Origin of the sequence: Mycobacterium sp. E342 (assembly GCF_001667665.1) — a bacterium.
GTDB lineage: Bacteria > Actinomycetota > Actinomycetes > Mycobacteriales > Mycobacteriaceae > Mycobacterium.
The window spans coordinates 32,398-55,440 of sequence record NZ_LZJM01000075.1; the positions used below are offsets into that span (position 1 = coordinate 32,398).

At 63.5% G+C, this 23,043-nt stretch carries 19 protein-coding genes and 1 pseudogene; 8 read left to right on the plus strand and 12 right to left on the minus strand.

The features are described 5' to 3' along the window. Positions 1–75: 75 nt before the first annotated feature. Positions 76–2,184 carry a molybdopterin-dependent oxidoreductase gene (locus A5692_RS04620; protein ID WP_231984190.1) on the plus strand — a complete coding sequence of 703 codons (2,109 nt, stop codon included), beginning with the start codon at positions 76–78 and terminating at the stop codon, positions 2,182–2,184. A gap of 24 nt (positions 2,185–2,208) precedes the next feature. On the opposite strand, the gene A5692_RS29370 is transcribed toward A5692_RS04620, so the two are convergent. Genes A5692_RS29370 through A5692_RS04635 form a run of 3 tightly spaced genes read right to left on the minus strand, consistent with a single transcriptional unit; the run spans position 2,209 to position 6,330 of the window. After that, on the minus strand, positions 2,209–3,006 hold the full coding sequence (locus tag A5692_RS29370; protein ID WP_197509140.1) for an SDR family NAD(P)-dependent oxidoreductase: 798 nt from the start codon (positions 3,004–3,006) through the stop codon (positions 2,209–2,211). Further along, positions 3,003–3,938 (minus strand): hypothetical protein, encoded by a 936-nt coding sequence (locus tag A5692_RS29375; protein ID WP_197509141.1) that lies wholly within the window; start codon positions 3,936–3,938, stop codon positions 3,003–3,005. The genes A5692_RS29370 and A5692_RS29375 overlap by 4 nt, the downstream gene beginning before the upstream one ends. A gap of 37 nt (positions 3,939–3,975) precedes the next feature. Then, complete coding sequence (locus A5692_RS04635) at positions 3,976–6,330, minus strand: CoA transferase (protein WP_067920468.1); 2,355 nt, start codon at positions 6,328–6,330, stop codon at positions 3,976–3,978. 194 nt (positions 6,331–6,524) lie between these two features. Here A5692_RS04635 and A5692_RS04640 point away from each other — a divergent pair, with 194 nt between their 5' ends. Both A5692_RS04640 and A5692_RS04645 read left to right on the plus strand, forming a co-directional pair. After that, a complete protein-coding gene (locus tag A5692_RS04640; protein ID WP_231984191.1) occupies positions 6,525–7,796 on the plus strand; it encodes an amidohydrolase family protein in 1,272 nt (423 codons plus the stop codon). Between the two features lie 229 nt (positions 7,797–8,025). Beyond that, positions 8,026–8,976 (plus strand): IS481 family transposase, encoded by a 951-nt coding sequence (locus tag A5692_RS04645; protein WP_082962360.1) that lies wholly within the window; start codon positions 8,026–8,028, stop codon positions 8,974–8,976. Positions 8,977–8,988: 12 nt separating this feature from the next. Here A5692_RS04645 and A5692_RS04650 read toward each other — a convergent pair whose 3' ends face one another. After that, a complete protein-coding gene (locus A5692_RS04650) occupies positions 8,989–9,243 on the minus strand; it encodes a hypothetical protein (protein ID WP_156764327.1) in 255 nt (84 codons plus the stop codon). Between the two features lie 89 nt (positions 9,244–9,332). Further along, positions 9,333–10,091 carry an SDR family NAD(P)-dependent oxidoreductase gene (locus A5692_RS04655; protein ID WP_067920476.1) on the minus strand — a complete coding sequence of 253 codons (759 nt, stop codon included), beginning with the start codon at positions 10,089–10,091 and terminating at the stop codon, positions 9,333–9,335. Positions 10,092–10,209: 118 nt separating this feature from the next. Here A5692_RS04655 and A5692_RS04660 point away from each other — a divergent pair, with 118 nt between their 5' ends. Together A5692_RS04660 and A5692_RS29695 are read left to right on the plus strand one after the other, a co-directional pair. Continuing rightward, positions 10,210–10,974, plus strand: a complete 765-nt coding sequence (locus A5692_RS04660; protein ID WP_158086196.1) for an SDR family oxidoreductase — start codon at positions 10,210–10,212, stop codon at positions 10,972–10,974. An 11-nt stretch (positions 10,975–10,985) separates the two neighbouring features. Then, a pseudogene (locus tag A5692_RS29695) lies at positions 10,986–11,725 on the plus strand (SDR family NAD(P)-dependent oxidoreductase). Positions 11,726–11,730: 5 nt separating this feature from the next. Here the strand turns inward: A5692_RS29695 and A5692_RS04675 are convergent. The 5 genes from A5692_RS04675 to A5692_RS29385 all read right to left on the minus strand — a co-directional run bounded on the left by A5692_RS04675 (position 11,731) and on the right by A5692_RS29385 (position 16,913). After that, positions 11,731–12,927 (minus strand): CaiB/BaiF CoA-transferase family protein, encoded by a 1,197-nt coding sequence (locus tag A5692_RS04675; RefSeq protein ID WP_067920480.1) that lies wholly within the window; start codon positions 12,925–12,927, stop codon positions 11,731–11,733. Between the two features lie 42 nt (positions 12,928–12,969). Further along, on the minus strand, positions 12,970–14,079 hold the full coding sequence (locus A5692_RS04680; protein ID WP_067920482.1) for a hypothetical protein: 1,110 nt from the start codon (positions 14,077–14,079) through the stop codon (positions 12,970–12,972). Beyond that, positions 14,076–15,176, minus strand: a complete 1,101-nt coding sequence (locus tag A5692_RS04685) for a hypothetical protein (protein WP_156764328.1) — start codon at positions 15,174–15,176, stop codon at positions 14,076–14,078. The genes A5692_RS04680 and A5692_RS04685 overlap by 4 nt, the downstream gene beginning before the upstream one ends. Before the next feature lie 125 nt (positions 15,177–15,301). Further along, entirely contained in the window at positions 15,302–16,084 is a 783-nt protein-coding gene (locus A5692_RS04690) for a spirocyclase AveC family protein (protein ID WP_197514354.1), read from the minus strand. 262 nt (positions 16,085–16,346) lie between these two features. Then, positions 16,347–16,913, minus strand: a complete 567-nt coding sequence (locus A5692_RS29385; RefSeq protein WP_068052694.1) for a TetR/AcrR family transcriptional regulator — start codon at positions 16,911–16,913, stop codon at positions 16,347–16,349. A gap of 276 nt (positions 16,914–17,189) precedes the next feature. Between A5692_RS29385 and A5692_RS04700 the strand changes: the two genes are divergently transcribed. From A5692_RS04700 to A5692_RS27990, 3 genes are all read left to right on the plus strand, one after another. After that, entirely contained in the window at positions 17,190–18,653 is a 1,464-nt protein-coding gene (locus A5692_RS04700) for an aldehyde dehydrogenase (protein ID WP_068052697.1), read from the plus strand. Positions 18,654–18,669: 16 nt separating this feature from the next. Continuing rightward, positions 18,670–19,929 carry a cytochrome P450 gene (locus A5692_RS04705; protein ID WP_068052700.1) on the plus strand — a complete coding sequence of 420 codons (1,260 nt, stop codon included), beginning with the start codon at positions 18,670–18,672 and terminating at the stop codon, positions 19,927–19,929. Between the two features lie 294 nt (positions 19,930–20,223). Then, positions 20,224–20,853 carry a MarR family transcriptional regulator gene (locus tag A5692_RS27990; RefSeq protein ID WP_083169657.1) on the plus strand — a complete coding sequence of 210 codons (630 nt, stop codon included), beginning with the start codon at positions 20,224–20,226 and terminating at the stop codon, positions 20,851–20,853. A gap of 12 nt (positions 20,854–20,865) precedes the next feature. On the opposite strand, the gene A5692_RS04710 is transcribed toward A5692_RS27990, so the two are convergent. Together A5692_RS04710 and A5692_RS04715 are read right to left on the minus strand one after the other, a co-directional pair. Further along, entirely contained in the window at positions 20,866–22,083 is a 1,218-nt protein-coding gene (locus A5692_RS04710) for a cytochrome P450 (protein ID WP_369830259.1), read from the minus strand. A gap of 7 nt (positions 22,084–22,090) precedes the next feature. Further along, positions 22,091–23,043, minus strand: a 953-nt coding sequence (locus A5692_RS04715; RefSeq protein WP_068052703.1) for a cytochrome P450, incomplete at its 5' end; no start/stop codon positions are given.

Consider the following 23,043-nt stretch of genomic DNA (forward strand, 5'->3'; position numbering starts at 1 on the left):
TGATCGTCACAGGCGGCGGATCTGGAATCGGCGTGGCGGCGCTGCCGCCCGTGATCGCGAAGCTTCGTTCGGCGCGTGGCTGAAGTGGCCACCGAATCCGAGAGGGCCATCGTCAGGTCGACCTTCTGCCGGATCTGCGAATCCCGCTGCGGGATCGATGTGCAGGTGCGAGACGGGCGAATCACTCGCATCGGACCGGACAAGGCGAATCCCTATTCGTGGCAGGACTTCTGCTCCAAGGGCCGTTCCGCGGGCGAGGTGGTGTATCACCCCCGCCGCCTGAAGTGGCCCATGCGCCGGGTCGACGGCGGCTATCGCCGCGCCAGCTGGGCGGAGGCAACCGAGGATATCGCTAGGCGGCTGAAGGCGATTCGCGATCGGTTCGGCCCCGACTCGATCGCCGCGTACCTGGGAAATCCCGTCGGTTTCAACGGCGCCAATGTTGCATGGTTCGCCAGCTTCGTCCGTGCGCTGGGTACCAACAACATGTTCTCCGTGTCGTCGGTCGATCAGAACAACCTCGAACGGGTGTGCTACGAGATGTACGGCCGGTGGCTCATACCTCTCGTTCCAGACGTCGACGAGTGCGACTACTTCCTTCTGGTTGGCATGAACCCAGCCGTTTCCACGTTCGGCTGGATTCACAACGTGCCGAACGGATGGCGACGAGTGCTGACGCGGCAGGCCGACGGAGCAACGGTCGTGATCGTGGATCCCAATCGCACACCAAGCGCCGAACAGGCCAGTCGACATATTTCGGTGTGGCCGGGCCAAGATTGGGCATTGCTGCTAGCCATGCTTGCCGTCATCGTCCGCAACAGACTGGCGCGCTTCCCCGACCAACCCGCGATGACTGGCCTCGGCGAACTCGATCGCCTCGTCCACGAAGTAGATCTCACCGACCTCGCCATGCGTTGCCGAGTTCCCGCCGACGTCATCGAATCCACTGCGCGCGGTTTCGCCTCAGCACGCACGGCGATGTGTGTCGCCCACACTGGCGTAGCACACAACGGCGAAGGTGTGCTGGCCGAGTGGCTCAGTCACGTACTCAACGCCATCACCGGTCGCCTCGACACGGTGGGCGGACGGCGGTTCGAGCCGGGCTACACATCGATCAAGGACTCCTTCGGCACCAGCCCGCCTAAGCCGAGCAGGGTGCGCTCCCTACCCGCCGTCGCGGGTGCCCGCTCGCTTGCCGAACTCGCGGATGAGATCCTCACACCAGGCGATGGACAGATCAAAGCGTTGATCTGCAACAGCGGCAATCCAGTGATCAGCGGGCCACACGGCAACCGCCTCGAGGGTGCACTTGCCCAACTGGATCTGCTGGTGGCTATCGACTTAGTTCAGCGGGAAAGCCACGGTCACGCCGACTGGTTGCTACCGGCCGCGCACTTCCTCGAGCGGGAAGACTTTCTGCCGATCTACTCCTCGTTCGAGGACCAACCGTTCGCTCAGCTCGCCCAGGCAGTCGTGCAACCCCCTGACGATGCTCGCGAGGAGTGGATGTTCTTCCGCGACCTGGCGTTGGTCCTCGAGCTGCCGATGTTCGGCCCGGCGACGGCCTCCATGACACCACGGGTGATGTGGAAGAAGCTCGTCGACGACGGCGGCAAGCTCTCGTGGTCCGATGTCGAGGGCAGCCCACACGGAGTGGTGTACGGCGACAAGGAATACGGTCGGCTCACCGAGGCCGTCGCCACGTCCGACGGAGCCGTGCATCTGGCTCCAGAACCGTTCCTCCAGCGGGTACGCGCGGTCCTGGACGCCGCACCGGCGTCACCGTCACCGGACTGGCCGCTGCTGCTATCCAATCAACGCTGGAAGTCGGCGATGAACTCGTGGCTGAACGACACCCCGACCGCACTGAAGCGGCAGTCGGCGAACACCGTCTACCTCAACACCGATGATGCTGCGCCACTCGGGATTTCAAGCGGCGATGTCGTGAGGGTGTCCTCCCGCACCGCAACGTTGGAGTGCACTGCCGAAGTGAGTTCCGCACCGCGTCAAGGGGTGGTGATCCTCGGCCACGGCTGGGGGTCGCGGGTTTTCGACGCGCACGGTGCCGAGCCGCCAGTCGCCTACGGCGTCAATCGCAACTCTTTGGTAGCAGATGCCGACGTCGACCCGCTTTCGGGGACTCCCGCCTTCGGCATCGTCGAAGTCAGGGTAGTCAAGGTTTGACGACGTGGGAGCGACCTACGTCGCCTAGGCCAGGAAGCCCGCCATCACCGTGGTTGTCGACCACTGGCCCGCCGTCATCGCACCGTCAACGGTGAGGACGTGGCCGTTGACGAAAGCCGCACCGTCACTGCACAGATAGGACACCGCGGCGGCGATATCCCGTTCACTGGCCAACCTGCCTGCCGGGATGATCTTGCCAATGTCGGCGAGCAGACCGGGCGGGAGCAACTCATAGGTCTTTCCCATGTCGGTGATCCCGGATCCAATGCTGTTGACCCGCACACCGCTGGAGGCCAATTCCATGGCCGCCGTGCGCGAGATCATGTCCAGCGCGGCCTTACTCGCACCGTACGTAGCCAGAAATGGCGCGGGTTGACTGCCACCGATGCTGCTCATATTGATGATGACGCCGAAGCCACGCTCGCTCATGCCGGGTGCAAACGCGCTGATGAGTCTTACTGCAGCAAATACGTTGACGTCGAAAATCGTTTTCCACGAATCGATGTCAGCCATTGCGACTGGAGAATACTGCTCTTCGGCAGCCGCGTTATTGATCAATATGTCCACCCGACCCACCTCCGCGGCCAACCGTGCCACGTCGGAATCACTGGACACATCGGCGGCAATAGCTTTGGATCGTCCCCGCGCTGCATCGATCTCGTCGGCCACCGCAGTTAGCGCGTCCATGCCACGGCCGACCAGGATCACCGCCGCACCCTCGGATGCAAGCTGCAGGGCCGACGCTCGCCCGAGGCCCCGACCCGCCCCGGTCACCAGCGCAGTACGGCCCTCGTGAGGCAGCGCGGTCTGCGTGTTGGTCACGGCACGTAGACGCTGTCGTGCAGGAACAACGCGCGACCGACGCAGAGGATCAATGGCTGGGCGATGAAGATCGCGATGTTCATCGTGATGATCCACACCGCCAGCCTGGCGGATTCCCGTTGCCATCCCGGCGTCAACGTATGGACCTTGAACAGCTTTTCGTTCGGATAGTTTCCATCGGAATCTTCGCGCAGGGTGAGCGAGATGAAGACGGCGAACAGCATGAACGGGATCGCCGGCCAGACGAATGACAGTGTCCCATGCGCGGATTCCCACTTGGGTCCGACCGCCTCGACATAGGAATACCAGCCGGCAACAGTCATCAGCCGCTCGCCGAGGATATCGATTGCGTAAAACACCGCCATGGCCGATACCACCAGCAGGACCGTCGGGGATGCCTTCGGTACAGCACGCTGCAGGAGGGCGGACACTTTCGGTACCAGCTTGAGCAAGATGACGCATTCGACGGCGAAAAAGATTCCGTAGCCGAAAATGGCAATCACCGGCTTGGTGTAGGTCTGGTACCAGGTCGAGGTCCAACCAGTGAAGGTCCAGAATTCGCGGTTGTAGACCAGGTAAGACCCCCAGTCAGCCGGCCACTCGATCCAGAACATCGTGGTTCCCGCGAGGAACAGCATCGCCGGCATGGAGATCTTCTTGGCGCGGAACGTCTGGATCGCGAAGAGGATGAACATGGCCGTCCAGATCGCCTGGAATCCGTACCCCCACAACCACGGCAGATGCGGATTGTCGAGATGATCATGAGGATACGGCGGCGCGACCACCGTGGCACTGTTGTCAGTGAGCACCAGGGTGCCGACCACGATCGCGGCCAACACTGCCACGACCATCCAAGGCAACCAGGCGGCGGTACGCGACGGCGGTGATATGACGCTTCCGGACGACGTCTCAATTGGTGTGTCGATAGTCATTGACTGCCTTCCGTTCATACTTCATTAGCGAGTACTGTTACCAGACAAGGGCTTTGATGTCTGAGCGTCCGATGACGCCCGCCTCACGCAAGCGTCGGTAGTCCTCCTCGGTCACACCGACCTGCCCCAGCCATACCTCGTCGTCGTGCTCGCCGAGCATCGGCGCGGGGCCTACCTGCACCGCTCCGGGGATGGATGACCACCGCACGGGCATGCCGGCGTGGGTATTCACCCCGGTCTTGGGATGCTCCACCTGCTCGAAGAACCTACGGTGCTCGAGCTGTTCGAGCTCGGGCACCAGATGCCCGAGTACCACCTCGCCAACCGGAATACCGCGTGCCGTCATCGCCTCGATGACAGCGTCCACGGTGGCACTCGACGTCCACGCCGTGATAACGGCGTCAACCTCGTCGTGACGTGCCCGACGCTCAGCCTCGCCCCACATGGCCCACTCCGGCCGATCGAGGAGCACATACAGTGCTCGCCACTCATCGTCATCGGTAACGGACAGGCCCACCCAGCGTCTGTCCCCCAGCCCGACGCGGTCCGTCTCAGAGGTGGGGTAAATACCCTGCAGTGCAACGCTATTCGAACGGTTGCCGGACCGGACGCAGTCGACGCCGTAGGCGCTCTGCTCGATGACCACGTTGGCCGCGACGCTGAGCGCCGCCGAGATCATGGGCGCCTCGACCATAACGCCCTCACCAGCAGCCAGTGCGTGCTCGAGTGCCAGGATCAACGCCAGGGTGGCATGACTTCCCGCGATGGGATCGCAGGGCCCGTTGGGGATCTCCGGCGTGGAATCAGGCCATCCGGTGGACCACGCCATGCCGGAGGTCATCTCCATTGTCTGGGCGTAGCCGCCACGGTCGCGCCACGGCCCGTCCAGGCCGTACGCGGGCATCCGCACCATGACCGCGGTCGGGTTGATCCGGTGCACCTCGTCCCAGCCCAGGCCCCAGGACTCCATGACGTGCGGGCTGTAGTTCTCGATGACGACGTCACAGGTGCCGATCAAGCTCCGCGCCAGAGCGCGGCCTTCCTCGGTCCCCATGTCGACGGTGACCGACCGCTTGCCGGTGTTGGTTCCCGCGAAAATGCCTGAAAACTCTGGCCAGTCAGGATCACTCATCGGCTTGCACGTGTTGCTTCTGATCGCATCCGGGCGCCTGCCGCCCTCGACGTGGATCACCTCGGCACCCAACGTCGCAAGCAGATGTCCCACGATGGGACCGGCCCAATTGGCAGTGAAGTCAGCGACGCGGATTCCCGCAAAGGGCTTGTCCCGCTTGGGTCGCAGTTCTCCCGGGGTCCATCCGGGCAGGCCGTTTGAGCCAAGCTCGGGAGCCTTGCCACGCGGCCGTGCCGTCTGCCCGTGTATCCGCCAGGGCACGGCCGGCTGTAGGAAACCACCCGAGGCATTGGTCTCAAAGGACCGTCGCTCCACTAGGTGCTCCAGGTGAGGGATCGACTTTCCCGTACCGATGTTGGCTGCGGGCACCCGCAGCAAGTCGGCGAGTTCGAGGATCTCAGCCGTGGTGCGTTCGACGGACCACGCGTCGATGGCCTCCATCAGCTCGTGACGGCGAACGAACCGATTCGCCATGATGCCGAGCTCCGCGTCGTCCATCCAGTCGCTTCGGTCGATCAACGAGCAAAAGTCCAGCCACTGCTGGCCGGTGACCACCATGAATCCGACGTAGCCGTCCTTGGTGGGGTGGACGTCGGGCAGATTGCGGGCACGGATCGGGCGCATGGGGCGGCCGGCGATCGTGAACCACGACACCGGGTGCACGGTGGTGGTCAGGATCAGTGATTCGAGGATCGACACGTCGAGAAGTTCGGCTCCGCCGCCGAACAAGGCGGCCGCGGTATGCACGGCCGCGAACATTCCAGCCGTCCATTCCGGAAGCCGGCCACCGGCGATCAATGGGGGACGTTCTGGCGTACCGCGCTGTCCGGGGCCGCCCGACATCGCCTGCATCGTGAGATCGGTCGCCGGTCGATCCACCCATGGCCCGCTCAGCCCGAAGTTGGTGATCGCGGTGACGACAGCGCGAGGGTTGATCCCGCGAAGCGTGTCGGGCGGCAGGCTGCGGGCGATATCGGAGTGCGGTGACCACACGATCGCGTCAGCGGCTCGCAGGGTCTCGGTCAGCTCGGCCGGGTCGGTGACGATCGCTGACGACGAGCCAGCAGCCAGGAACTTGAACAACGCGCCATCAGAAATCGTGACGCCTGAATGAGACCACTTCCGCAGCGGATCGCCCGCGGGATCTTCCACCCGCAGCACCTGCGCTCCCCCGTCCGCCAGCAGTCGGCAGCAATACCCACCGGCAAGTTCGCCTGCGAGACTAACAACCTTGGCGCTGGCTACTGCCGGTGTCGTCACGTGCGTCGCGCCTCCTGGTTTGATGGCATGCAATGTCAATCACGCTGCACTCGTGGGAGGTTCACGTGGCACCCGTGACCAAGTGAGCGTTGCATTGACCACAAAGTCGACGGTATTGTCGAATCTAGCGCATTGTGACGCGCGCCTCAATAGGCGGCATCCAGATTCGGCCCGCCGCAGCTATCGGAGGAATGATGCTCAGATTGTTCAGCGTCGACGACCACATCGTCGAGCCAGCCGACGTGTGGACTAAGCGGCTGCCGAAGAAGTTCCAAGAGAAGGGCCCGCACGTTATCGAGGCCGATGGTCGCCAATTCTGGGTTTACGAGGACCAGCGTTCGGCCACCATGGGTCTCAATGCGGTGGCAGGTAAGGCCCCTGAGGACTGGGGTACCGATCCGGTTCGCTTCACCGATCTGATCCCGGGGTGCTACGACGCCGCCGCGCGAGCCGACGACTTCCGCGCCGACGGCATCGTGGGCAGCGTTCTATTCCCGTCACTCCCGGGATTCGGAGGCCGGGTGTTCTTCGAGATGAAGGACAAGGAGCTGGCCGACCTGTGCGTGCGGGCCTACAACGACTTCGTGATGGACGAATGGTGTGCCGCGGCCCCGGACATCTTCGTGCCCACCATCATCCTGCAACTTTGGGACCCAGAGCTCGCGGCCGCCGAGCTGCGCCGGTGCACAGAGCGCGGGGCTCGCGCAGTATCGTTCCCGGAGAACCCGGGCTACCTCAAGCTGCCCTCGTTGCATACCGACCACTGGGATCCGGTCTTCCACGCCTTCGAGGAGACCGGTGTGGTCTGCTCGATGCACCTGGGTTCCAGCGGCCACATCCCCATTCCCACGCCGGACTCGCACTTCAGTGTGGCGATCACCGCAGCGCCCGCGGTGGTGGGCATCGAGACGATCACCGACCTGTTGTTCGGGACGCTGCCCCGGCGTTTCCCCAACGCGCAGTTCGTGCTGACCGAGGGCGGTATCGGCTACATCCCCTACGTGCTCGAACGCGCCGACTTCGTCTGGGGCAAGCATCGTTTCTGGGCGCCGTTCGGGGATATCACTCCGTCGGAGATCTTCCATCGGCAGTTCGCTGTGTGCGCCGTCAACGAATCATTCGGGCTTAGTGAGGATTCCATCGATCGCATCGGCATCGACAACATCCTGTGGGAGTCGGACTACCCGCACTCGGAGACCACCTGGCCGTCCAGCCAGACCGAGGTCGCCAAGGCGTTGGGGCACCTCACACCGGAGCAGATCGACAAAATCACCCACAAGAACGCCGAGCGGGTCTTCAACTTCCCGGTGACCAAAGAAGCCAAAGCCGCTGGCATCCAGCATCGCCTCGATAATACCGAAGCCAACGGCGAGCGACCGCCGGCCATCAAGGCCTACGCCATTGACGCCACCCCCAACGGGGACCTTCCCGACGTCAGCAGTGTCGTCGCGGGAACTACCAAATAGGCTGCCAGTTGGGGCTGGCCAAGTGAGCTCGCGGGGCTTGCTATACCTCGCGGGCGAGCCTGGGTGCTAGTCAGGATCTGAATCGCATCCACTTTCGTCGAATAGCACACTTTGCGGGCGCTAGGTGTACCCGGCCAGGACCTTGGTAGCTGGCGTGTCGGCTTGATCTGAGGAGAACCTCCGAGTGGGGTGTGGCTTGTCTAAGGCCCATCACCGCCCGGAGGTTCTCGTGTCCCACCGTAAAGCCCGCACAACGTTTCACGGTCGACTGCTAATTGTGCAGCGCCATAACGACGGGTGGAAGCAAGCCCAGATCGCCGACGCGATGGGTATCTCGCGTAAGTGCGTGCATACCTGGATCAGCCGCCATGGCGCTGAGGGAGAGTCTGGGCTGCAGGATCGTTGTTCGCGTCCGCACCGTTCACCGCGCCGCACGGCCGCCGAAATTGAGCAGCAAGTCGTGGCGGCTCGCCGCACTCATCGCCGGGGTCAGGACTGGCTGGGACCCGAGCTGGGCATCCCCGCGCGCACGGTGGCCCGCATCCTGCGCCGGCACGGCGAACCCTATCTGCGCGACTGCGAACCGATGACCGGCGTGCTGATCAAGGCATCGAAGACCACGGCGGTGCGCTACGAGCGGGATCGCCCCGGTGAATTGGTTCACTTCGACGTCAAAAAGCTCGGCCGTATCCCCGACGGCGGGGGATGGCGCGCTCATGGGCGCAGCGAAGAAGTCCGTGGCCGTGGCATCGGCTATGACTTCGTGCACTCGATGGTCGATGAACACAGCCGGCTGGCGTATTCGGAGATCCTGGCTGACGAGAAAGGTCCCACCTGCGCGGCCTTCATCACCCGAGCTGCTGATCACTTTGCAGCACATGGCATTTCCCGTATCGAGCAAGTGATAACCGACAACCATTTCAGTTACCGCCGATCGACCGACGTAGCTCTCGCCATCACCCACCTAGGAGCAGCGCACAAGTTCATCAAGCCCCATTGCCCCTGGCAAAACGGCAAGGTCGAGAGGTTCAACCGCACCCTGCAAACCGAGTGGGCCTACCGCCAGGTCTTCGGCTCCAACGCCGAGCGGGCCTCCGCCCTTGCGCCCTGGCTTGAGCTCTACAACACTCGACGACGCCACAGCGCACTCCCCCCGATCAGCCGACTGCCACCAACGTGATGGCCGGGTTACCTAGCGCTTCTGCAGGGGCGGTTGGGTGCGCTGGCCCTGTAAGCGATTCTGCACCCGGTCCAGCGCTGCCAATCTAGTCTGTTGAGCCTCGATCTCCTCTCGATCGAGATCCGCGGCCTCCATCAGCCGTGCGATGAGGTTTCTGGTGTGGACCTGCTCGCGGTGCAGCCGCGCGTCGGCCTCCTGAAAGGTGATGAGGTCCATTTCCTCGGCGAGTGGATCGTGCTCGGGAGCCGGGCCGTCGTCGCTGCCCATGGGTATCCTCCTTTCGCTCGACACCTGACCAGGTACGTTCTTCGACAATACCGTCGATTCGCGGTAGCTGGTCGAAAGCGCGACCGCGCTCAGACCGCCGTCAGGCCACCGTCGACGACCAGCTCGGAACCGGTCGTATACGACGACGCCTCGGAGGCGAGGAACAACACCATCCTTGCCACCTCGGCGGGATCGGCCATCCGGCTCATCGGAACGCCCGCCGATATGACGCTACGAGCGTCTTCAGGGAGCACCTGCGCGAGCATGTCGGTCAAGACCCCACCCGGGTGCACGGAATTCACCCTGATCCCTCTAGGGCCGTATTGCACCGCGGCCGCCTTGGTCATACCGCGGACTGCGAACTTGGCAGTGGTGTAGGCCGCGTTAGGTGTGAAAGGAGCATGGGACAGGCCACACACCGACGAGATGTTCACGATCGATCCGCCGCCCGCTTGGAGCATCTGCGGGATCACCGCCCGCATCCCGAAGAACGCTCCGTGCTGGTCGACGGCAATCACCTTCAGGTAGTCCACGACGCTGATGTCGGCGACATCGGCGAATGGGCCCGACGTGCCCGCGTTGTTCACCAGAACATCGATCGAGCCCAGCGTATGGCGGACGGACGAGACCGCGGCAGCCCAGCTGTCCGGATCCGTGACGTCCAACTCGACAAACATCGCGCGCTCGCCCAAAGCTCCCGCGAGTGCGCGCCCGGCCTCTACCTGGATGTCGGCGACTGCGACCCGGGCACCGGCCGCATGGAGAACCCGCGCGATCTCGGTGCCGATGCCCTGGGCGGCGCCTGTGACGAGTGCCGTCCTGCCGTCGACCCGGAATGAATCACTCATATTGCCCCTTGCCCGTTCTTCGATTGTCCGTCACGCTAAGAATTATTCGACATACTTGTCAAGTATCTGTCGAGTCATCGGAGGACTGATCATCGACATTCGCGAACGGGTTGTCGTCGTGACCGGAGCCGGCCTTGGCCTGGGCGCCGCGTTGGCGCGCACGATCAGCGCGAAAGCGCCGGGTGGTCTCGTGATCGCCGACATCGACGAGGAGGCAGCCCACCTGACTGCCGCTAAGTACGACAGCTACGGGATTGCTGCGGACATGGGTAGCGAGTCCGGTGTCCGGGCCGTAGTCGACGCCGCAGTCGACCGTTTCGGCAGAGTCGACATGTGGATTGCCAACGCCGGCACTGGGATAACGTGTGACCCGTTCACGGACGACGCCACCTTCTCCCTCATGTGGAACCTGCATGCGATGTCGCAAGTGTGGGCGGCCAGGGCATTACTGCCCGGCTGGCTGAAGCGCGGCAGCGGACATTTCGTCGCCGTCGTGTCCTCGAACGCGCTGACCACCAACCCGGTCTCCATGGGCTATGCGATGACGAAGCACGCTCAACTCGCGGCCGTGGAATGGCTGGCCATGACCTACGGCGCGGCCGGCGTCACCACTACTGCGTTCTGCCCCAAGGGAATGCGGACGCCACTACTGGAGCAGCACGCGCAGACGAATGCCTATGCCCGCGCGGCGCTCGCGGACGCGATCACACCCGAACAGGCCGCATCGATCCTCGTCGCAGCAATCGAGGAGGGTCGCAGCATCGCTCACACTCACCCGGCGGTACTGGACGACGCCCGACTGAGGCTGGACGACCATGCCGCGTACCTGCGCACGCTCGAGCAGTTGCACGCGCTGGTTCCTGAGATCGGCGTTCCGCGTTGACCGGCAACCGATTGGCAGGTCGGTTTGCCGTCGTTATCGGCGGTGGCGCGGGGATCGGACGGGCGATCGCGCTGCAGCTGGCCCGCGATGGCGCTCACGTGTCGGTGGTGGGTCGCACAGCTGCCCGGCTGGCCGAGACCGCATCGTTGGCGAGCTCTCCCATGGCGACGCACGTCTGCGACATCACCGATCATCGAGCGGTCGAGCATCTTGCTGAGAACATCGCGCAGCAAAATGGTGGGCTGGACATCCTGATCTGCAACTCCGCCATCGGAGTGAATGCGATGCTGCACGAGACATCGTCGGAGACCTCGACGCCATCATCGCCACCAATATCCGCGGCACATACCTGTGTCTGCAAATGGGAATTCGACTGATGTCAGCCTCAGGAGGAGGTGCCGTAGTCGTCGTCGGCAGCCTCGGCGCGCTTCGTCCGGCACCCCGAGCATCGGCGTACGGCATGAGTAAGGCGGCGACCCACGCCATGGCTCGCCACGCCGCGATCGAGTACGCAGACAAAGGAATTCGGGTGAATGTCGTCGCTCCGGGAGCCACTGACACGGACTTGCTGAGCACGGCCGACGACGACGTGCGGGCGCAGGTGGCCGCCGCGATTCCGGACGGCCGCATCGCAGCCCCGGAGGAGATAGCCGAGGTCGCCGTATTTCTTGCCAGCGACGCGTGCACGCACGTGACCGGTCAGGTGTGGAGTGTCGACGGCGGCTCGTCGATAGGTGCGGCGGGCCGCTGATTCGGTTACCGGGCAATATCCAATTCCGCGAGGATCTCGTCGGTGTGTTCGCCCGGGGCCGGTGCGTGGCGACGCACCGTAAAAGGTTCGCCGTCAACGATTGCGGCCGATCCCACGTACGAGATCGGTCCCGCCACCGGATGTTGGCCCTCGACGAAGACGTTGCGGCCGGCGATGTGCGGATCGGCGGCGACCTCGTCGACGCTCTGATGGGCCGCCCCGAGCGCGAAGCCGTATTCGGCGGCCAGTCTCAGCCACTCGTCCAACGTCTTCGTGGCGATCACCTCGGCAACCAGACGGCGCTCCGCCTCATCGCCCCAGTCCACCGAATCGTTGGACGTGTCGGCCTGTCGGCCGATCAGGTCGTCGCGCCCTGCAGCCGCCGCCCACTTGTCCCAGAAGCGCTGCTCGATACAACCGAACAGGACAACCCTGTTATCCGCGGTCTCGTAGAACTGGTAGCGCGAACCCGTCATCTCACCGTCGGATCTGGCGGCCATACCGGAGCGGTCGGTGATGCGCTCGGCGTTGCGCTGCAACACTATCGGCAACCACGCCGTCATGGCGGTCGCATCCGAACCCGCGACATCGATGTAGGCGCCTACGCCGGTTTCCCTGGCCCGAAGCAACGCCGCCACGGCCTGCAGTGCGGCATGCAGGCCGCCCACGCTCGTCGCCTCACCACCGAGGTTGGCTCCGTCGTCCTCGAACGAACCACGCTCGAGCAGACCGTCCTCGCCGCGCTGTACGGCGTGGGCACCGACGAGGGCGTTCATCAGCATCCCGTGGGTCGGAATGCTGGCGTAGGGGCCGGTGGCACCGAAACCAGTGTGCTGCACGTACACAAGGCTCGGTTTGCGGGCGCGCATCGCGTCCGGACCCACCCCCAGCTTGTCGCAGACCCCGGGGCGGTTGCCGTCGACGAAGATGTCCGCGGTGTCGATCAGTCGCCAGAATGTGTCCCGGTCGGCGTCCTCGGTGAGGTCGAGCAGCACCGAGCGCTTGTTTCTGTTGACCTGGGCGTGCGGCACGCTCACGCCGGGGACGATCTGGCCGAGAAAGTAGCGCAGGTAGTCACCGGCCGGGGGTGACTCGACCTTGATGACATCGGCGCCGAGGTCACCGAGCAGCATTCCCACGGTGTCGCCATTGAGCAGCACGGCCGATTCGACCACGCGTACGCCGTCGAGCAGGTTGGGCACTGTGAACCTTCCTTCGATAGTGGTATGCGCGTGGTCGTCCGCTCAGCGCATCGCCAAGCCCGAACCGATTCGGCGATGCTGCGGGATGCCGAACACCGGGGCCAGCAAATGGCCTGGTGGCGCCGCGATCACGCCGGGAATGGCGTTGACGAACGCCGCCACCGACGTCCAGGACTGCGAGTCCATCCAGTGTTCACCGTCGGGATCGTCGACATGCCCGCCGTGCCGTATTCCGTTGGCGAACGAAAGTCCCCGGGCATACCGGATCTGCAGTGAAGGCGTGCCCTCCACGGTGATGATCCAGTCGTTGTCGGCCTCCCAACCGGCGATCTCCAAATCGCACACCCACCGGCAGATGACCGTCACGAACGGCTCCTCGTCAATGATCCCGGTCCAGGAGAACTCCGTGCCCGCGACCGTTCCCGGCGGGACCGGCGCGCTCGCCCCGGTCAACTCCCGGGTGGTCGTGGCGAAGCGGGCATCCACATCGACCCTGTCGAGCCGCTGCCCCAGCTGCGCGGCGACGGCATGCGGTGTCTGCCGGTACATGTGGTCGAACATCGCGATGATCTGATCGCGCGGGAAGTCATCGGGTTTCGCGCCGAAACCCAGAAGCGGATAGACGTGCGCATCGAGGTCGGTGCAGTCCATCCGCTCGAGGACATCGACGTGGGCCACCTCCAACGTATGACCGGCCAAAGTGGTCGCCAACCGTTCGGCGACGAATCCCGGAGAGGAACCCACAGCCAATACCGACGAGTTTCCACGCCGGCAGGCGTCGTCGACTTCACGCGCGTACCCGTCGCTGATTCCTGCCGGATAAAAGTAATCGTGCGCGAGCAGGAGATTCTTCCCGCCGGCAAGCAGTCGCAGTGCGTCCGCGTGGCTTTGGGTGGGCTCCAATGCCACCAGCGGAGTGAAGATCACGACATCAGCGTCCAGCCGGTCGATCTCATCGCGATCGCGGGTGACGGTCACACCGCCGTGCGGGGGCAGGCCGACGAGTTCCCCGATGTCGCGCCCCTCCTTTTCGGGCGAGAAGGCGAAGACTCCGACCACGTCGAACTCCTCTGGTCGCTGCAGCAGCACCCGTAGCACGAATCCGCCGAGACGGCCGGGGCCCCAGATGACGACGCGGGTGCGGTTGTTCATTGGCTCACCCTTTGAGCCGTGACGACGTGGCGCGATGGAACCAGCGGCAACTCAAGTGCGGAGATGAGACCCGATCGCGCATTCGGCATCTCGCCGATTAGATTGACCAGGCGCATCGCTGTACCGCTGACCGATCCCCACACGTCGCCGGCGCGCCCGAGGTCGAGATCACACCGCATGTTCGGGTTGCCCGTGATCGTGACACGATAATTCGATTCACCGACACCGTCGAATGTCGGCCATTCCGGCGCCACTTCGGCAGCCATTCGCGTGATGTGCTCGGCGGTGATCACGGCGCGTCCGGCCACCCGGCCTTCACAGGCGACTCGCAGCGCGACCACGGTGCCCGCCTCCATCAGGCCGACCGAGGTATTCAGATCCTCGTCGTGTACAGCCTTATCCGACGTCCCCACCAGCTCGTCCAGTTCAACGCCAAGGCGGTCGGCCAGCTGACGAACCATCGGACCCCAGAAGGCTTCGAAGGCACCGCCGGCGGTGATCGGTGCTTCGTAAGTGGGTGGGCGGCCGAAACCCATGATGTCTCGAATGACCGGCTCGACGTCGTAGTGGTCGTAGATCCCGATCTCCTGCACAAGCACATGCTCGACCTCATCCGACATCGTCAGTAGTGCAAGCGGCAGAACGTCGCTGGAGAAGCCGGGGTCCAGTCCCGTCGACAGGAATGTCGAACCACCCTGAGCCGCAGCCTCCTCCAATGGCTTTCGCAAATTCTCGGGCGCAGCGGGCGGGTACAACAGGCCCAACAGCGAGATCGTGATGACGTTGACGCCGGCCGACAGCGCCCGCGCGATCTCGGCGACCACCTCAACTTCTCGACCGAGCCCGTTCGCACAGTAGCTCACGACGTCGGGCGTCGTCGCCAGCAGTTCGTCGAACGACCCGACAGCGGCGACACCGACAGGGTCGACCCCGATGAGCTCGCCTGCGTCGCGACCGATCTTCTCCTCTGACGACACCCAGAGGGCCGTCAACTCCAGGCGATCGTTCGCGAGTATCCCGCGCAATGCCTCCCGACCCGTGAGTCCGGTACCAACATGTGCAACTCGGATCCTGGCGCCGACGCCGTCTGAGGTCATCCTCTACTCCATTCACGTCGGCACTTTATCGACACACTAGTTGGTTTGTACCCGACAGGAGCCCGCGGGCTTCGCCTGGCGCGAGCGGCGGCGGCACACACGCTCCCGACCCGAACAACGCTGACTCATGGGATGGTCAGACTGGCCGGGCCCGCCAGCCAGCGCAAAGCCATCAAGGGCAGGATCGTGGTCAACAGGAATGTGACGTTCAGGGTGACGATCCACGACGCCAGGATCGCAAGCTGTCCGGGCCGCCGCTTCACCACTTTGCGCGCCAGCAGTTGGAAGATGTCTTCGCCGTTGCTATTTCGCCAGGTGGCGGCGAATACGACCAGCGCCATGAACGGCACCTGCTCCAATATCGGCCACACAAGTGGGAAGTGTCCGTCACCGACGGCGATGGTCGGGCCGAAGGCAAACTGATAGTGCCACCAGCCGAAGCCGTGTGCGGCGCCTTCGACGATTAGATCGAAGAGGTAGAACATCGGAAACGAGACGATCGTCGTCGTCATGTATGGATTGGAGTTGGGCCAGCGATCCTTGACGACGTAGAACGCCTTCTCGAGCGCTAGAAAAAAGCTGACGTAGAAGAAAACGTAGCCAGCGATGAACCACCAGCACCGCACCGGCGACGTCCAGATAGTTTCGCCCCATCCGTACCTGGCGAATCTCGGACTGTAGAGCAGATAGCTGCCCCAGTCCCCATAGGTTTCCTGCCAGAATGCCGACGCGGATGCCACCGTCATTAGGAAGACGCGGCTCAACTTGCGTTTGCGGAACGATTGCACGACACCGATGGTCAGGAACGCGACAGCGACTGCCCACATGGCGATCGCCCACAGGCGTGCTCCCACCGGATCAGCGAGAGTGCCTCCGCTACGCCCTGCCGTAAAGAGCACCAAGGCCATTAGCGCGATGCCACTGGCCGCAATCGCGGCCGTCGGGATAAGTCCTCCCTGGTGTGCAGGTCGTACGTCGCTCCGGCTCGTTCCTGTCACCACACCAATTCCCCTCACCCCCCGAGGTAGCCCTCGGCTGAGGCAAACAAAAGTCAACGCTGTTGTCAAGAAGGCACGGATACCACGCGTCGCCATGCATGAGGTTGCGCGGCAAAGCGTCTGGCGGGCCCCTCCGCCCGCGTTACTTAGCGGCTAAACAATTCGCAGCGTCTCAGTTCGCAGGACCACTGTGCGCGCTTGCCCAAATGATCTGGGCGATACTGCGGCAGACTGCCGCTTCCTTCACCGGAGCGCCCGCGACGCGCCAGTGGTACCAGAAGCGTTCGATCATCGACTGTATTGCGAGCCCTTGCACCATCGGATCGATACCCGGCAGGCGCTTGCCGCCGCGGAGCTTGATCAGCGCTTGAGACAAGATCTTGGCGCCGGTCATCTCGGCAGTAATGCTCCATTCCCGTAGTTCCGCGTGAGCGTACGCGGCCTGGAACGCGGCGTGGACGAAGGATCCGTGTTCGTCCCAGAAGGCGAGGTACTCCTCCACCCAGCCCGCAACGTCGTCGATGGTGGCCGCGTGGTCCATCTGCCGCAAACCCTCGGCGGCGACGATGCCAGCTTCCTCGGCATCGTGTCCGATGGTGAGAAGCACGTCCTGCTTGCTGGTGAAGTACGTGTAGAACGATGCACGTCGAATGCCGCTGGCCTCGGTGATATCGCTGATCGAGGTGGCGTCGTAGCCTTTTTCCAGCAGTAGGCGCTTTGTCTCGACCATGATGCGCATCTTGGTCCGAAGTCCTTTTCGACCGATGTCCGACACCGGTCCGGTCTGTCGGACAGTCGTCTGCGGCCGCGGGGAGGTCCTGGGCATACACAGATTTTGACATGTCCGGGCCGTAGGCGCGGGCAACCGCGACCGACACGGCCGCACACAGCAACACCCGCACAGGTTTTTGTCATTCCGACAGGACAGAATCGACGCTCTTGTCAGGAAACCTCGATTGGCGGTAGCGTGGCCTACGGCCCGAATTCGAGAGCCACGCCACACCCAGGAGACCAAGTGCCCATCACCGCTCCACCGCTTGAGAAGCTGCCGAAGCCAGCGCTTCTCATCGGAGACCAGCGCATCGAAGACAGTTCCGGCGGGGTTTTCGACCATGTCTACGGCGCGACCGGCAAGACCACCGCCAATGTGACGCTGGCGGGGGCTCGGGAGATCGACCTTGCGGTACAGGCCGCGCAATCGGCGTTGCCGGCATGGCGCGCGACCTCCCCCGACCAACGCCGCGAGCTCCTGCTTCGCGCAGCACAAGTCTTCCGCGAGAACGCAGACGAACTGATAGCGATCTCACAGATCGACAACAGCATGCCGGTGTTCGCCGCTGCCGGTGGCCCTTCGAACGCGGCGGACGCCTTCTCGTACTACGCGGGGTGGGCCGACAAGGTGGTCGGCGACGTCATTCCGACCTGGCCGACACCATCACTCGACTATGCGACGCTCAACCCTTACGGCGTTGTGGGCATCATCATTCCGTGGAACGGTCCCATCTACGCCGTGGGCATGACTGTGGCGCCCGCGCTTGCCGCGGGCAACTGCGTACTGCTGAAGCCGCCGGAGTTGGCGCCCTACGCGGCGATCCGTATCGGCGAGCTGTTCCTGGAGGCCGGATTCCCGCCCGGCGTGCTCAACGTGGTGACAGCCGGCCCCGAGGGTGGCCAGGCGATGGTCGCGCACCCCGGCATCGACAAGATCCACTTCACCGGCAGCGGCGCCACCGCGAAACACATCCTTGACACGGCAAAGGACGTGCTCAAGCCAGTGGGCCTGGAACTCGGCGGGAAGTCGGCGAACATCATCTTCGCCGACGCCGACCTCAACAACGCCGCCATGCAGGCCATCCTTGGCATGCAGGGCAGCGGTCAAGGCTGCATCAACGGTACGCGGGTACTGGTAGAACGACCGGTCTACGAAGAGGTGCTGGCCTTGGTGCAGGGGGTGCTGGGGACTCTCGAGGTCGGTGACCCGCTGGTTGCTTCGACCTTCTTCGGACCGGTCATCAATGCCAGTGCCGCAGAACGCATCATGCGCGTGATCGACACCGCCAGGAGTAGCGGAGCGCGCGTCGTGGCCGGCGGCGAGCGACTGGGCGGTGACCTCTCCGATGGTTACTTCATCGCACCGACCGTGTTCGCGGACGTCGACAACTCCTCACCACTGGCCCGAGAAGAGATCTTCGGCCCCGTCGTCGCGGTGATTCCGTTCGACACCGAGGAGGAGGCCGTGCGGATCGCGAACGACTCGCCGTTCGGGTTGGCCGCCTACGTCCAGACGTCGAACCTCAAGCGCGCCCACGCGGTGGCCCAGCAATTGGACGTCGGATTGATCTGGATTAACGGCTTCCTTGGCATTCCCACATCGGTGCCGTTCGGTGGCGTCAAGCAGAGCGGGTGGGGACGGCTGGGCGGATTCGACGGGATCCGCGAATTCACGCAGCCGAAAAACGTTTTCGTCAACCTGATGTGACCTGAATCGAGAGAACATGACTGAGACCGAGAATCCGACCGCACGCCCGACCGTCGATTTCGATCATCATTCGGCCGTATTCGCCGACAACTGGCGCGAAGTCACCAAGGACCTCCGGTCCAGATGCCCCGTCGCGTGGACCGAGGCGCACGGCGGCTACTGGGTGGTGTCCCGCTACGACGACGTGAAGAAGGTCGCGCTGGACGATCACACCTTCTCATCGGACAACGACTTGATGGGCGAGCGCAAGGGGTACAAGGGAACCGCCATCCCGTCGCCCCCAATGCAGCTGATCCCACTCGAGGTCGACCCGCCACGGTTCAACGAATACCGCGAGTTGTTGAATCCTAAGTTCTCGCCAGGCGCGGCCGAGCAGTGGCGCCCGTTCATCGAGCAGGTTTCCAACGCTCTTATCGATCGATTCTGCGAAGCCGGCGAATGCGACATCGTCAAGGACCTCGCCAGCCCCGCGCCGGCGATGCTCACGATGAAGCTGCTCGGACTACCACTGGCCGACTGGGAGGATGTTGCCACTCCCTTTCACGAGATTTCCTGGGCGGTGCCGGGCTCTGAAATGTATCAACGCGCGATTGAGGGCATATTCCGTGTCCTCGGGCGGCTGTCCGAGGAGCTGAGCAAGCGCCGCGACACGCCCGCTGAGGACCTGCTGACGTTCCTTTTGGACTCGAAGATCAATGATGAACCGCTGTCCGAGGAGGAAATCCTCAAGATCTGCTTCCTGCAGCTAATCGGTGGTGTGGACACCAGTACTGGCCTGCTCTCTCACGCGTACGCCTGGCTATCGGAGCATCCGGCGGAAAAGCAGCGGCTCATCGATGAGCCGGAGCTATTGAAGCGCGCCACCGAGGAGTTCCTCCGGTGGGCGTCGCCGGCACCTGCGCTGGCCCGGACGGTGACGACCGAAACCGAACTTGGCGGCCAACGCTTGTGCCCCGGTGACCGGTTGCTGCTGTCGTGGGCTTCGGCGAACCAGGACGACTCGGTGTTCGAAAATCCCGACGAGGTCAATCTGGAGCGCTGGCCGAACCGTCATCAGGCCTTCGGGCTTGGTGCACACCGCTGCCTCGGCTCGAATCTGGGCCGGGTGCAGTTTCAGGAAGTTCTGAAGGTCACGCTGCGCCGGCTGCCGGATCTCAAGGTTGACCTTGCTGCGGCACAACGGTATCCGTCACTCGGTCAGGTGAACGGATATTCGACGTTGCCAGTGACTTTCAGCCCGACCAGTCCAGTCGGGGAGCAGCTTCCCCTCGACTAGCGCGTCACAGGTGTCCAAGCGGTATGAACCGCGCGAAGTGAAATCCATACTCCGGCAAAACCGGCCGAGGCTGTAACCGGAGACGTGACGCGATATCTCGGAGAACCGCGGGAATCGCGTCCACGTAGTTCCACCGCCTCGCAATGGTGTCGCCGGATTCACGGTCTAGAGACGATGCGCCCGCCTAGGTACTAGTACTAGTATCTAGCGCGCTGTGAAACAGCGCACTAGAAGGGGTTCGCGATACGAGTTGGGCCGGCAGCTGTCGTTCGCGTTGTACGGGCGGCGAACCGAATGATTCGTTTCCACAAACCCATTCTCGAACCGCCAGGCCTGACGTCTCCCAGTAGCTCGTCATCCTGGCGCTGGTTGACGGAGCGCCGCAGACCGTGGGGCGCATTGGGCGCGCGCCCGGATATGGATACCGGCACCATCACGCCTGTCGTTAAACGGCTGGAAGCCGCCGGAATGGTCACACGCCAACGTGACCGAAACGATGAACGCCGCGTCCTGGTCGACCTCACCGGTCGGAGCAGGGCACTAGAGGCCGAGGTTCGCAGCGACCGGGTGTGCCTGCAAGTGGTGACCACGGATGACGAGGGGTTCCCACGCGATCAGTGCGCCAGCTCGCGGCTGCACTTCTCTGAACCGTCGGCTCAGCAAGCCCAGCGACGTTTTCGCCCAACGGTTGCCGGTGCTACGACGCGACGCGCTGGCCAAGTCCGTGCCGGCGAAGCCGAACCGGGAGCAGACGCGAAACTGCCTAGTTCAGGGCGAAATCGGGCACTGTTGCATCTGCTCACCAGTGGCCGTGACCCTCAGTGCGACAGCGCCATTGTCGCCGCTCCGGTTCGGGCGGGCAGATTGTCGCGACGATACGAAGCGGCCGCTCAATATTGCAGGCGAGTGTCACATCGACGGTGATATCGGCCTTGATCAACTACTTGCAACCGCTGGCACCGGGAAAGTGATCGGCAGGTGCTTGACCATCCGCACCGCTACGTTGTCGTAAACCAGCGAATCCTCCGGCCCCACCGTGTAATTGGGAATGCGGTCGAGAAGCTCTTCTAGAGCCAGCCGCATTTCCAAACGCGCGAGATGCGACCCCAAGCACCGGTGGGTGCCGCTCGCGAAGACCAGGTGGTCCTTGCGTGCACGGTCGAAGTTCGTCGTGAGTGGATCGTCGTAGAAGGTGGGGTCGACGTTGGCCGCAGCCCAACTCGCGTGAACCACCTCGCCGGCCAAGATCACGAGGCCGTCGCCGAGATCGATATCCTCCTCCGCATACCGAAAGCCCTCCGGAACCGGCGACTCAAAGCGCATGATCTCCTCGACGGCTGCCGGGATCAGAGACTTGTCTTTGACGAGCCGGTCGCGTTCGGACGGGTGCTGCCCCAGCCATGCGAAAGCGAGTGACATCGACGATGTCACGGTGTCGAGTCCCGCGAACATGAACAAGAACAAGATATTGACCAAGTTGAGGTCCGGCATGGGCTCGCCATCGACCTCGGACTTGATGAGGCTGGCGATAACGTCGTCCTCGTGTTCGGCCGTCTTGCGCTTTTCGGCGAGGAACCCGACGAAGTACTCGTAGATCTTTCCCGCGGCGATCGCCATGTTGGCCTGCATCTCTTCCATCGTGGCCCCTTGGGGATGGATGACGCCATCTTTGAACTCGAGGAAGAAGTCCAGGTCGCTGACGGGAGCACCGACGAGTCGCAGAAACGTCAGGCATGGAAGCGGTACACAGAAGTCGTTGTACAACTCGGCCTGGCCCTTGGGCAGGAACTCGTCGACGAGTTCTCTGGCCAACTGACGAACCGAATTCTCCAGCAGCGCTACACGTTTCGGCGCGAACAGCGGATCGAGCAACCTTCGCCATTTCTTGTGTTCCTCGCCGTCGATCTCCAGCGGAATCAACGGATTGTCGTTGCCGAAGCTGCCGCCGCGGCCGCCCGCGCCCGTGACTCCGGGGTGACGATTGATCGCCACGATGTCGTTATGTCGGTACAGCCAGAGGACACCGTCCGGCGAACGCTCGGCACGCACATCCCGCGCCTTGTCGTGGTAGTGCTGCTGCGGGTGTGGTTCGCTGGCCATGGCCAGCACCCACTCCGAGAGCCGAGGGTCGTAACGCTCGCCCTTGTCCATCATCCTCCAATCATCTCGTAGAACTCGGCGGGAACGAGATCCACAGATTCTCCACAGCCCGCACCGCGCAGTTGTCGTACGTCAGTGCCGCGGTATCGACCGTGTAGTCGGGGATCCGCTTGAGCAGCTCCTCGACGGCCAATCGCAGCTCGAGCCGTGCCAGATGGGAGCCAAGGCATCGGTGGGTACCGGTGGCGAACACCATGTGATCTTTGCGCCCGCGGTCGAGCTTGACCGTCAACGCATCGTCGTAGAAGGTCGGGTCAACGTTGGCCGAGGCCCAGAACGCATTGATGTCCTCCCCCGCCCGGATCACCAGGCCGTCGCCGAGGTCGATGTCCTCTGTGGGATATCGCATTCCGGAGGGTACGGGCGACTCGTATCGCAGCAGTTCTTCGACCGCCGCGGTGATCAATGACATGTCCTGCGCGAGCCGTTTGCGCTCCTCCGGGTGCCGGCCCAGCCAGCCGAAGATGCACGACATGGATGAGGTGACGGTGTCGAGCCCCGCGAACATGAACAGGAACAGGATGTTGACGAGGTCCAACTCTGCCAGTGGCTGCCCGTCGATTTCTGACCTGATCAGGTTGGCGATGACGTCGTCCTCGCTGTCGGCGTTCTTGCGTTTCTCGGCGAGAAACCCGACAAAGTACTCCATCAGTTTGCCGCCTGCAGCGGCCATGTCGGCGTCGATCTCTTCGGTGGTTTCGCCCTTCGGATGAACGACGCCTTCCTTGAATTCGAGGAAGAAGTCGAGATCCTCGACGGGCGCGCCGACGAGGCGCAGAAAGATCAGGCACGGCAATGGTGTGCAGAAATCCTCGTACAGTTCCGCCTTGCCAGTGGGCGCGAAGCCGTCGATGAGTTCCCGTGCCAGGTCGCGCACCTGCGCCTCCAGGCGCGCAACTTGCTTCGGCGCGAACATCGGGTCGAGCAGGCGCCGCCACTTCTTGTGGTCCTCGC